Source organism: Aliivibrio logei, from assembly GCF_001691055.1.
Lineage (GTDB): Bacteria > Pseudomonadota > Gammaproteobacteria > Enterobacterales > Vibrionaceae > Aliivibrio > Aliivibrio salmonicida.
On record NZ_MAJU01000004.1, the window covers coordinates 65,374 to 77,438 of the forward strand.

The window sequence follows — 12,065 nt, forward strand, 5'->3', positions numbered from 1 at the left end:
AAATAACCGATTAGGCATCCATATCCCCCCTGAACTTTGCTCCTAGAGTTTTTATGGATGCCTAATCACCAAGCATTTCGTTACGATTCAGACTCTAGTTTTCTCAAATTAGACAAGTAGTTAACCCATCCCTTAGTTTCATTAGACGCTGATATATCATTGGCTTTTTTCGCATTAATCAACCCTTCTTCTAAACGATTCAGTTTGTAATACGCTTTTACCTTCGCCAATAACACCGCTTGTTTTTTCTTGGGATCATTCACTTTATTTAACGATCGTAATGCGGCTTCATAATCCTTTTGCTGTAAAAGTAATTGAGATTCTTGCCAGTAATAACGAGACGATATCTTTGCGGCTTTACTCCAAAAGGCAATGGACTTGTCCCACTCTTTCGCATTTTGCCAATGCACGGCTTGCTCTACCAATAAATCAACGTCAGTATTTGCTGTTGATAAGCGTCCTAATGTCTGTGCGGCTTGTTCTGGAATACCTTGTTTTGCGTATAGCTGAGCCAACAATTTAATGTCTTGTTCTGGAAGAGATAACTTGTTGATATCCGCTAACACCAATACACTTAATGCTTGCTTGGTTTGACCTAACTGCAAGTGAGCCGTAACTAACTGACGCCACCACGTTAATTTTTCAGGTTGTAGAACAATTAACCGCTCTAAGGTAGGAACAACTTGCTTCCATTGTTTGAGTTGAACTTGCGCACCAAACTTTAACGACAATGGCGTTAATTCATCAGGCTTACGGTACGATTCATATCGACCAATCGCTTTAAGGGTTGGTGCAAACTCTGAGCTCTGATAATGGATCTGAGCGATCCTAAGCCATAACTCATCCCCTTTTTCATTCTTTGGTACCGTTTTAACCAATTGATAATAATGAGGTAGCGCCGCTTTATACTTTTGTTCCATCAAGAGGATATCGGCCAACATTTTTCGGGTTGTCCACGCTTGTTTATCCTGTAATTGACCACTCGAAACCGCATAATCAAGCTGTTTAATCGCTTGTGATTTTTGATTATTCTGCCAATAAAACACACCCAACATTCGAGCCACGAATGCTTTATCATAGACTTTCGATGTATCAACATCCGCAAGAATATCGATGGCTTCATCCAACTTTTCATTTTGCTGAAGGTTTTGTGCTCTTTGTACTTTTGTGGCGGTATATCGACTCAATTCTGCCGCCGTCACACCCTGTGTGTGCAATATAAAAAGAACCGTTAACGCAATTTTTTTCATCATTTGGCTAATTTAAACTCCAATCTAACGGTTTGATTCTGCTGAACAATGGCTTTTCCTTCTACCAATTTAGGTTGGTACTTCCATTGTTTTAGTGCCCGAACCGCATCACGATTAAATATTCGTTTTGGCTCCGCCTCTTTGACTTCTATATCAAAAGGTTCGCCCGTTTCATCAATAGAAAAAGACATAATAACGTAGCCTTCAATTTTTCGTTTTAATGCTCTACTCGGGTATCGTGGTTCTACGCGATACAATGGCATTGCCTGTTGATTGGTCGTAAAACTTCCAAACGACGTTGGAGCGCTTATTTTTAATCCGTTAATCGCCGTATCTAAACCAGCCGAAGACATTGGCGTTATAGGCATCACCGAAGACATCTCTGATTGCGATTGAGATACTTTCGTTTCTGGTGGTAATTCTGGCGGTTTAGGCTGCTCAGGAACAGAACGTTGACGACGTTGAAGATCACTTTCAGGTTCAACCATCATCATAGTAAAGCTTAAATTTTCACTGGCTTCCGGTTTTCCTTGATTACCATTGTCTACCATCCATGCCATCACGGAAAATAAAGCAATACTAATAGCCAGTGCAATAGGTAACGCCATCAATAACCTAAGCACTATCTTTGCTCCGCAGCCAATGCAATTTGCTTCACGCCCGCGCCTTTTGCTGCATCCATCACTTTAACTACGGTGCCGTTATACGCATGTTCATCCGCTTGGATCACAAGAGAGGCATCAGGTTGCTCTAATAACAGATGCTCTAACGTCGCTTGCACACGCTCTACATCTACGATTCGTTTATCGATGTAAATATCATTTGATGCGTTAATGCCAACAAAGATGCCCGCGTCTTTCTGGCTCGTCACATTTGATGCTTGAGGCCGATTCACTTCAACCCCTGATTCGCGTACAAACGAACTCGTCACAATAAAAAATATCAGCATGATAAAAACAATATCCAACATTGAGGTTAAGTCAATTTGGGCTTCTTCTGTTTTGGTATCGCGTCTTCCGAGTCTCATGTTGGACTCCTTAATGATTTTTCTAACTTCAATTCACATAAACGACACGTCTTTGCTAAACGTGCATGAACAAATAACCCAGCAAGAGCGGCAACCATACCCGCCATCGTTGGTAGCGTAGCCAGTGAGATGCCTGAGGCCATCAGTTTCGGTTGGCTACTGCCTAATGTCGCCATCACATCAAAAACAGAAATCATCCCTGTAACCGTACCTAACAATCCTAACATTGGACAAATTGATACTAACCATTTGATTAGGTTTAAATTTTGATTTAATTCGATATGCGCTTGATTTAACCAACTGTCACGAATCGCATGAGCATACCAAGATTCATGTTCACTGCGTTGATGCCATTGTGTTACCCATTGTTGGCGGCGCTTTGGAAAATAAAAACCAAGATATATCACACGCTCAACCACAAATAACCAACATACAACCACAACCCCTGCCAGCCACCACAAGATATGACCGCCTTGTGCCATAAATTGCAGTAACGTATCAAGCCAATTAGATAGCCATGACATTGCCATTAGATGTTACTTCCTACCGTAGTTTTCGCTATTGGGTTTGGTTGCTTTTCTGCCTGTATTGCGACTAACCCAATGCCTTGTTTCTCTAAAATGCTGCGTATATTCTCAGCTTGAGTGCTTAAAATATTATGAGCAAACAACAACGGCATTGCAGCAACTAAGCCAAGAACGGTAGTGACCAGTGCCATCGAGATCCCTCCTGCCATCACTTTTGGATCTCCATTCCCAAACTGAGTGATCACTTGGAATGTTTCAATCATGCCAGTAACGGTGCCTAGCAAACCAAGCATTGGTGCAAGGGCTGCAAGTAATTTCAACATTGAAAGGCCTTTTTCTAACCCTTGTTGCTCATCAACAATCGCTTCTAATAAACGCAACTCTAATGACTCAACACTGCGGTGTTTTTCTTCATCGTAAACAGATAACACTCGGCCTAACGGATTGTCGCTTGGTGCTTCTGGATTCTTCAACTGTGTTTTTATTTGCTGTTGAATAATCGCTAATTTAACGCCTCGGAAAATCGCAATCACCAATCCTAACGTTAATAACGCAAGAATGATTTTACCAACAACACCACCCGCTTGGAGTCTTTCAAACAAGGTTGGTGTTAATGCCAGTTGGTCTATCATGAAGCCACGAGACGGATCGACAACCATCGTTTCCATATCACCACTTGCAAGATCAGACAGTGAACTCAAGCTTGGGCCATTATCTGGTTGCTTAACATAATAAGTGGCGTCTTTACGTGTGCCATTCCAATTCAAGTAGCCTTGAGCGGCAATTAACCCTATCGAACCTAAGCGATACGACGCTTGAGAAGCGGTTTGACCTTCACCATCAATCACATTGGTATTAATTTTTTTCAGTTCACCACTGGCCTGGATTTGTTCATCCATGCTCATCCATAAGTCAGTTAACTGTGGCAAGGTTGGCAACGTTTTAGCAGATACGATGGTATTTACTGCTTGTGAGTATTGAAGATTATCCGCACCGGTAACACTGGTTTGATTTTCGCTTTTCAACTCTTTCGCAGCTTGACGAACAACACCAAACAATTCACCTAAACTGCCAGTATCTAAACGCAGTTTCTCTTCTCGTTTTGCTAATAGCCCTTCATTTTCACTGAAGGTTTTCGTCAATACATTAATCTTTTTTTGAACTTGGCGTTTACGTTCTGCAAGTTCTTTTTTCTGTTGTAGATACGTTTGCTCTGTTTGCTTAAACCCCGATTCTCGCTGCACATCATGTGATTTTTGTGCTTTATTTTGAGCTTGTGCACTGCTTGCTAAATCACCTTGAGCTGCAACTGAAAAAGAAAGGCTTAATAAGCAAACACTAAGAAGTGTGGATACGTAATTCATCTTATTTCTCCTCAGTAATATTCAGTGATACAGGCAGTGTAAGTAAGCTTGGGGCTACCTCTTTATTTGCAACGGCATACGCATGATTAAGATCCGAATTAAGTGAAGAGTCTAATAGTACCCATGCCTTTTCTTTTTGATCCCAAGCCCAATATTTGTCTTGATTAAAATTACGTGCAATTAAAGAAATTCGGCCTAAATACAAAATGTTAGCTTCAATGGTTTTATCATCATCAAGCGTAATTTTACCTTGGTAAACACCCAACTTAATGCCGTAATCGAGTTCGATTTGATACGCTTCTAAAATACGACGATACTTCTCAGCATCACTCACATTCGCCACCGTCATCATGGTCTCTAGCTTTTCAATGCGAAGATTGCGCTGTTCAATACGAATAGGTTTGTCGTTTTTAACTGTTTGTTTTAGACCATCAATCATTTTATACATCAAAGGCACGACCCCTTGACGAGTTTGTTCAATGTCTGAAATTTGCTGATCAATATTACTCAATTCACTGTGTTGATCCTTTACTAATGCCTCTAAATGCTTGCGGTAAACATCGAGGTTTTTAACTTCTTCTTCCAGTTGCTCAATATCAGCACGCAACGATAAAGTAGAATCGGCACTATGACTAATACGAGCCTGGCTTTGGGCAGAAGCCGTATTGGTCTTATTTTGAATGGCTTGAGCCGTTCCTAAATCACTCGCATATACCGCCATTGGTTGTGCCATCATGACCAATAGCCATGCTTTCTTCGTCATTTTTATCATAATCAAATCGCTAATTAATTAAATTCATCTAGCCAATATCAATGCAAGGCTAGCCATTATTGAACGTCTATTGTTAATGTGCAGAGCGTTGGCCTTTTATCAGCAAACCAATAAAGTAAATACCACCAATCACTGACACTAACGTTCCTGCCGCCACTTGAGATGGAAATAAAATATGCTGACCTAACCAATCAGCAATCACCATTAACCAAGCGCCAATTAATGCCGCTACAACAATCTGTTCAAATGCTTTTTTCGCCCCTAAAAGAACCGCCATATGGGGAGCAAGTAAGCCTATAAATGCAATCGGCCCCATGGTAGCAGTTACCGCCCCACAAAGTAATGCAACACAAATAAGCAATGCGATAAAACTCTTAGTTACGTTTAGCCCTCTGGCTTGTGCAAACAATCGCCCTGCTGAAATAAGGGTTAGCCAACGATGAGTAAACAGCGAAAAAGCCACCAATAAAACGACGCAAAAGAACAAAACAAAAGCAGACTCGGGAGACACTCGATAAGTAGAACCGGCAAGCCAATTCAATAATGAATATGAATCCTCATTCCCTTTTGCTAATGAAAATTGAACCAACGCATCGATTAACGCCGTTAATGCTATCCCAGTAAGAATGAGCATAGAAGGCGCATACTGATGGCGCTTCCCTAGCACCAATAGCAGCACTAATACCGCTAAACTTCCACAAAAAGCCACAAGAGGCGCGGCTTCAAAGATATTGAACCCTAAGAAAACACTGCCACCAATTAAGCTCAATGTCGCTCCCGCTGAGATACCTAAAATATCAGGACTTGCTAAAGGATTATAAATCAATCGTTGCAATAATACGCCTGCAACTGCCAATCCAGCCCCTGCAGATAAAGAGGTAAGTAGCCTTGGCCATTTTAACTCCCAACTGAACTCACTTGGGATCATCATTACCCATGGATGAAGTGTTTGGGTTGAATCTTTTGTTATCACAACAGCTAAAACCGCGACCACCACAAGACCCACAATCAATGATGGAATTAACCCTGTTGGTAAATACGATTTCCCTTTTGGTAAACTGATCGACAGTTGATCTTGCGAGCTCATGTTTCTTCGAGTAAACCAAATAAGTGCAGGTGCGCCAATGAATGCCGCCGCTGTTCCACTTGGGATCATATCTGTTGTGTAATGACTGAGCACTACCGCCAATAAATCAGTACCAACTAATAACGTAGCGCCTAATAATAAGCTAAAGAACAATTCATCTCTTGGAGTTCTAGCCCCTAAATGACGCGCAATATTCGGTGCAAGTAAACCAATAAAACTGATCACGCCAACCACAGTAATCGAAGAGGCAACCAACCATAAACCAACGGTAAATAATCCAAAGAAAGCAGGAATAACATTAAGCCCGCGAGCCGCAGCACCCACATTACCCAAACGCAATAACGCTAAGACTCTGGGCGCGAAAATAAAAATAAGTACAGCGGCTGATAGTTTAGGTAATAACCATACAATTTGATCCCATCCATTTTGAGCCAGATCCCCTGCTCCCCAAATAAACAAGTTCTTTGCATATTGTTCATTTAATAAAATAATAGCGGTGGCGACAGCACCCAGAAAAATATTCACAGCCATGCCAGATAGCACGATAGGTAAGCCTGATAAATTTCGAATACCAGCAATAGCAACGACTAAACCAAACGTGAGCGATGCCCCAACGAGTGCCGCCATAGACGCATAATCAGCCACATACTCAGCAAACCACACATTCATAATGACTAAGGCTAGCCACGCACCTGATGCTGTTCCGAGAGTCATTGGTGAAACGAGGGCATTCTGAGTCAACTGTTGCATTAAGCTACCGACCAACCCAAGCATTCCACCAACCAAAAGTGCCATGATTAAACGAGGCAATTGTGACTCAACAAAGATGATCTTATCAAAGTCATCAAGTAAAGTGAGATCAACACTCGCTTGGCTTATTGCTTGCCATTGCTGAGATAAACTCAATACAGCATCAAATTGAAACGTAGCAACCACCAACCCAATCAATACACAAAGTACCGATAGATAATGGAAAGAGACGCCCTTCAACTGACTACTCATTATTACCACTAACATTGATTGATTTAGGTGCTACCTCAAGTAGGCTTTTTGCCAATGCTTGCGCTGTGTATTTGATCGACATTGCGCCACCATAACTCCATACCGATTCAACACTATTCACTCGATGGGCACGTACGAAAGGCATCGCATTCCAAATAACTGATTTGTTTAATTTACTCTCTTCATTAAACGGTTCTATATACAACGCAATGCCATCATCAATATGACGAAGATCTATTAAGCGAAGTTGTGTTACTCCCCATTGGTTACTTTTTTGAGATAAAGCGGTGGTAAACCCTAACTGATTTAACGCGTATTGCACTGTTGAATTATCACCATACATAAAGACCGAGGTCATAGTTGCGAATCGAAACACAGAGACGGCTGGTAACGCATTACCATACGCGTCAGCTAACTGCTGCTTTAATTCTGCTATCTCGGTATCCATCTCAATTAACTTTTCTTGTGCGACTTCCTCTTTTCCTAACACAAGGGCAATGGCTTCAAAGTTATTAATCGCCATCAAGCTATTATCATGATCTGCAGAGTAAGTTTGAAAATACAACACAGGCGCTATTTTTTCTAACTGAGGAATTAAATCGGCCTGCGGAGAAGCAACAAGAATCACATCCGGTTTTACCGCCGCTATTTTCTCAAAATTTGGTTCTGCGCGAGTACCGACATCTTCAATATCACTCGATAATGCGGGTTGTACTACCCACTCACTGTACCCCGCGGTATCTGTGATTGCGACAGGTGTAACACCGAGCTCTATAACTTGTTCTGCTAGATCCCAGTTTAATGCGACAACTCGCTGAGGTATGGAATCCAGAACTTGTTCACCACGACTGTCTTGAACAACAAATTGAGCCAATGCCGTCTGACTTACCATCATAAATAGAAGAGTGATAAGCGAAGGAATACGATTTTTCAACATACGATAGCAACTTTATGATTATGAATAGGATGATCAATTAAGGTGATCGGAGTGCCATACAAGTCAGACAATAACGCATCATCAAGCAAATGGCCTGCTTCACCTTTAAAGGCCACTTTTCCGCCTTTAAGTGCAATGATTTGTGTCGCATAACGAAGCGTTAAATTAAGATCATGCAGAATAACAATGATTCCTTTTTTCGTTTGTTGGTTTAACTCGCTCAATAGTCCCATGAGTTGATATTGGTGATGAATATCCAATGCGGATGTTGGCTCATCTAAAATCAAAATATCCGCTTGCTGAGCTAATAACATCGCCACCCACGCTCGTTGTCTTTCCCCACCAGAAAGTTGATCAGCCAATATTGACCGAAAAGTTTCTACGCCAGTTTTGATCATCGACTCTTCAATAATCTGTGCATCTTCTTTATTAAAACGCCCAAGAACGCCACGCCAAGGATAACGACCTAAGCGAACAAGCTCTTCAACATTAAGCCCTGCGACTTCTGGCAACTTTTGAGGTAAAAACGCCACTTTTTGAGCGAATCTTTTCGAATTTAACGTAGACAGTTGTTGTTGATTTAATCTCACTTCACCTTCTTCTGGTGAAAATTGATTCGCCAACAAGTTCACCAAGGTCGATTTACCTGATCCATTATGGCCAAGTATGACCGTTAAGGCGGTTGGATCTATTGTTAATTCATCAATATCAAGAATCGTACGTTCGTCCCTGATCACTTTTATATTGTTTAGTTGATACATACTGCTACATTATTTATGTGTGTAAATGGACTTCTTTATGTCATGCCTAATTCATTTCTTTCATGGCAAAAACGCAAGAAAAGAAGCACGTAAAATGATACGTACTTCCCCCTTTTTCTTAATTAAACTTAAAAGTTATAATTAACACTCAATTCTACCGTTTGCTCTGCACCGTACCAACAGTTAGCCGAGTCATAACAACTGTAATATTCAGTATTAAATAGGTTAGTTGCGCTTAGTTGCGCCGTTGCACCAGCCAATGATTCACTTAATCCATCCAACTCATAACCAATAGAGACATCAGCAACCGTATAATCAGGCACTTTATCTGTATTGTTCGCATCCATTTCCATTTCACCCACATAACGTAAACCACCACTAATGCGTGTTCCCGTTAGAATACCATCGTAGATATAGTAGTTAGACCAAAGGCTAGCGGCATGGGTTGGTACATAAATTGGTGTTTTACCTTCTAAGTCATTACCACTGTCTTTGGTAATTTCCATATCAATATACGTATAGTTTGCAGCGACGTCCCAGCTATCATTAATCATCCACTGACCTTGCAGCTCAACACCTTGAGAACGGATTTCACCAATTTGCAGTTGAGGTCCCCATGGGTCTGTCGGATCTGACATTAATGCGTCACTTTTTACGATTCTAAACACCGATGCTGACGCTGTTTTTGTATAATCAGCTGAATCATATTTCACACCCGCTTCTATTTGCTCACCCAATTCAGGATCATAAGCGTTACCTTTTCCATCCAGACCGGCAGCTGGTTCAAAACTGGTTGCGTAGCTAATAAATGGTGAGAAACCACTTTCAAGCTCATACAGTGCACCAACACGGTATGAGAATTGACTTTGATCTGCATCTTTAGACGTTGTGCTTGTTGTATTGCTTGATTTATATTGATCGAAACGACCACCGGCAATCAGAACTAAACGATCAATTCGCACTTGATCTTGAGTATAGAACCCTAATTGTTCAACACTGATTTTTTCTTTCGATTCATAAGACTTGGTAAGTTTACTTTTATCAATCATGTCATTGTTTGGATTGAAAATATTAAAATTACCAAACTGATTGGTCGTACCAAACTCTTGATAAAGTGAGTCACCATCTAATTTCTGGTAATCAATACCAAACAACAGATTGTGCTCAATACCTCCAGTCACTACACGACCAGACAGTTGGTTATCAATCGTATAACCAGTTGAGCTTTCATCAGTACTGTAAATATTGCGATCAAGATTGCCCGTTGATGCATCAAAGTTACTTTCAATATGGTATGTATTCTCTTGATACAGCGATGCATTCATATAACGGAAGTTTTGTAAGAATGACCAGTTATTATTGAACTCATGGTTGATCTTATAACCAGCCATAAAGAATTCACGCTCAAACGTACTCCAGTTTTTATCTCCAACAAACGTGGACGGATCTGTACTGCCATTTGGATTGTCGTAAATCATTCCAGAAGATGGCATTGAAGAGTTCATACCCATTGACGGATCATTCTGATAATACATATTAAAGTTGATCAGCGTTCGGTCACTTACTTGCCAATCAACTGATGGGGCAATAACGTAGCGTTCTTCTTTTGTGTAATCAACTTGACCATCTTTTTGACGAGCAAGGGCAATAAAACGATAAGAGAAATCACTGTCTCCAAACTGCCCTGTCGTATCAATAGAGGCTTCCACAAGATTACCAGTACCTGTTGCTAATTTTACATCCGTACTTTTTTCTTTTTGTGGTGATTTGGCGATCATATTGACCATACCACCCGGTGGCATTGACCCATATAATACTGACGTTGGCCCTTTAAATACTTCAATTTGTTGAAGCGCAATAGGATCAATCTGAGGTTGTAAATTCCACCCATTTAAGCCTTGTAAAACCAAACCATCGTAATAGCTTTGGTTTACATCAAATCCACGAATATTGAACGTATCGTACATTGTCACTGCACCACCTTTCTGCTCGGTTGTCACACCAGGAACATAGCGTAGTGCCTCATTAAGAGATTTAACACTGCGTTGTTCTAATGCTTCACCATCGAGAATAGTAATGCCCTGAGGGGTTTCCTCTGGCTCTAACGATGTTTTTGTTGCGGTATTACGATAAGCCTGACCAAATATTGAAATAGTCTCAATATCATCAGAAGAGTTATTGTCATTAGCCATTGCTGAAATAGGAAATAAAAAAGAAGCCGCAATTGCCGTTGCTAATAGGGTGACGTTAAGTTTTGGATGTTCAGTAGATACGTTCATTATAATCCTGTTTACAACTTTTAAATTGAATGCAAATGAGAATGATTCTCTTGCGCAGAAGTATAATGATTTCTTTTTAGTAAAAGTTAACAATTTGGGGCATGAAGGCAGTTTTTTACTGATAAATTGATTTATAACAAAAACTACAGATTTCGAATTGGCAACCAATACTCAACATCAATAATTTCTTCGTTTTCATTCGATTGGTAAATTTCAAGATCGAACCCTTCAATACCTTGATGGCCTGAAAGCGGCAACCATTCTGAAATCAACCATTCAACAGACTTCGCCAAACCACTTGAAGGACCTATATAAGGCAGAACTGCGTATTCTTGAGATGGGATGATAACTTGCAATACGTTTTCACTTAATGACATTAATACTGATGATAAACTTTCATCTTCAATAACACCTGCCCAGTAAATTAGGGACTCGGTATCATTTCGAGTATCAATAACGCCATATTTACTCTCTGGAAATGAAGACACCTGGGTTAAATACCCATCAAGCTCTTCCCACACTTGAGGGACTTTATCTAAGAAATCAGGAGCATCTGAAAACAAACCTTGCAGCGTGATAGGCAATCCCGTTAACGTGAAACTTTCTTTATATTCTAATCGCACTTGATAGAAACCTGAGCCTTGGATCTCTGTCAGACTTTGACTTTTTAGAAACGGTTTACGAATACCTATTTTTTTACCTTGTTTTTGATACTCTCGCGGCGACATTTTAAAGTATTGCTTAAAAGAACGGCTAAAGGCTATCTCTGAGGTAAAGCCATATAAATAAGCTATATCTAACATACGATACTTTTTATTAAGCACTTCAAGAGCCGCCATGCTTAAACGTAGCTCTCGTACATATTGAGCCACATTCATTCCGGTATGACTAAGGAATACTCGTTGTAATTGCCACCGAGACCAACAACTCATTTCTGCAAGTATCTCAACAGATAATGGGCTATCCATATTTTCATGGATATACGCCAAAATAGTATCGATTCGATTGAATGTTTTATCATTATCGATATCCGCTGACATAACTTATCTCCGTTCTTTA

General features: G+C 40.5%; 11 protein-coding genes. All 11 read right to left on the bottom strand.

Going from position 1 to position 12,065, the window contains the following annotated elements:
• Positions 1–80: 80 nt before the first annotated feature.
• Positions 81–1,253 (bottom strand): tetratricopeptide repeat protein, encoded by a 1,173-nt coding sequence (locus A6E04_RS00780; RefSeq protein WP_065609384.1) that lies wholly within the window; start codon positions 1,251–1,253, stop codon positions 81–83.
• Positions 1,250–1,873 carry an energy transducer TonB gene (locus A6E04_RS00785; RefSeq protein ID WP_017021408.1) on the bottom strand — a complete coding sequence of 208 codons (624 nt, stop codon included), beginning with the start codon at positions 1,871–1,873 and terminating at the stop codon, positions 1,250–1,252. Before A6E04_RS00785 ends, A6E04_RS00780 begins: the two co-directional genes overlap by 4 nt.
• A complete protein-coding gene (locus A6E04_RS00790; protein ID WP_017021407.1) occupies positions 1,873–2,277 on the bottom strand; it encodes an ExbD/TolR family protein in 405 nt (134 codons plus the stop codon). Before A6E04_RS00790 ends, A6E04_RS00785 begins: the two co-directional genes overlap by 1 nt.
• Positions 2,274–2,807, bottom strand: a complete 534-nt coding sequence (locus A6E04_RS00795) for a MotA/TolQ/ExbB proton channel family protein (protein WP_017021406.1) — start codon at positions 2,805–2,807, stop codon at positions 2,274–2,276. The genes A6E04_RS00790 and A6E04_RS00795 overlap by 4 nt, the downstream gene beginning before the upstream one ends.
• A complete protein-coding gene (locus A6E04_RS00800; RefSeq protein WP_065609386.1) occupies positions 2,807–4,168 on the bottom strand; it encodes a MotA/TolQ/ExbB proton channel family protein in 1,362 nt (453 codons plus the stop codon). Before A6E04_RS00800 ends, A6E04_RS00795 begins: the two co-directional genes overlap by 1 nt.
• A 1-nt stretch (position 4,169) precedes the next feature.
• Positions 4,170–4,937 (bottom strand): DUF3450 domain-containing protein, encoded by a 768-nt coding sequence (locus tag A6E04_RS00805; protein WP_370527163.1) that lies wholly within the window; start codon positions 4,935–4,937, stop codon positions 4,170–4,172.
• Positions 4,938–5,013: 76 nt separating this feature from the next.
• Positions 5,014–7,029 carry a Fe(3+)-hydroxamate ABC transporter permease FhuB gene (gene fhuB, locus A6E04_RS00810; RefSeq protein ID WP_065609390.1) on the bottom strand — a complete coding sequence of 672 codons (2,016 nt, stop codon included), beginning with the start codon at positions 7,027–7,029 and terminating at the stop codon, positions 5,014–5,016.
• Entirely contained in the window at positions 7,022–7,966 is a 945-nt protein-coding gene (locus A6E04_RS00815) for an ABC transporter substrate-binding protein (RefSeq protein WP_065609392.1), read from the bottom strand. Before A6E04_RS00815 ends, fhuB begins: the two co-directional genes overlap by 8 nt.
• Positions 7,960–8,727, bottom strand: coding sequence for an ABC transporter ATP-binding protein (locus tag A6E04_RS00820; RefSeq protein WP_065609394.1), 768 nt, complete (start codon positions 8,725–8,727; stop codon positions 7,960–7,962). Before A6E04_RS00820 ends, A6E04_RS00815 begins: the two co-directional genes overlap by 7 nt.
• 128 nt (positions 8,728–8,855) lie before the next feature.
• On the bottom strand, positions 8,856–11,006 hold the full coding sequence (locus tag A6E04_RS00825) for a TonB-dependent siderophore receptor (protein ID WP_065609397.1): 2,151 nt from the start codon (positions 11,004–11,006) through the stop codon (positions 8,856–8,858).
• A gap of 143 nt (positions 11,007–11,149) precedes the next feature.
• The gene (locus A6E04_RS00830) at positions 11,150–12,046 is read right to left on the bottom strand and encodes a helix-turn-helix domain-containing protein (protein ID WP_017021399.1); all 897 of its coding nucleotides are present in this window, start codon (positions 12,044–12,046) and stop codon (positions 11,150–11,152) included.
• Positions 12,047–12,065 lie beyond the last annotated feature (19 nt).

Excerpts from the sequence above, each read along its gene's own strand:
- A6E04_RS00795 (WP_017021406.1), bottom strand. The coding sequence starts at position 2,807 with ATGGCAATGTCATGGCTATCTAATTGGCTTGATACGTTACTGCAATTT.
- A6E04_RS00780 (WP_065609384.1), bottom strand. The coding sequence starts at position 1,253 with ATGATGAAAAAAATTGCGTTAACGGTTCTTTTTATATTGCACACACAG.
- A6E04_RS00790 (WP_017021407.1), bottom strand. The coding sequence starts at position 2,277 with ATGAGACTCGGAAGACGCGATACCAAAACAGAAGAAGCCCAAATTGAC.
- A6E04_RS00815 (WP_065609392.1), bottom strand. The coding sequence starts at position 7,966 with ATGTTGAAAAATCGTATTCCTTCGCTTATCACTCTTCTATTTATGATG.
- A6E04_RS00825 (WP_065609397.1), bottom strand. The coding sequence starts at position 11,006 with ATGAACGTATCTACTGAACATCCAAAACTTAACGTCACCCTATTAGCA.
- A6E04_RS00820 (WP_065609394.1), bottom strand. The coding sequence starts at position 8,727 with ATGTATCAACTAAACAATATAAAAGTGATCAGGGACGAACGTACGATT.
- fhuB (WP_065609390.1), bottom strand. The coding sequence starts at position 7,029 with ATGAGTAGTCAGTTGAAGGGCGTCTCTTTCCATTATCTATCGGTACTT.
- A6E04_RS00830 (WP_017021399.1), bottom strand. The coding sequence starts at position 12,046 with ATGTCAGCGGATATCGATAATGATAAAACATTCAATCGAATCGATACT.
- A6E04_RS00800 (WP_065609386.1), bottom strand. The coding sequence starts at position 4,168 with ATGAATTACGTATCCACACTTCTTAGTGTTTGCTTATTAAGCCTTTCT.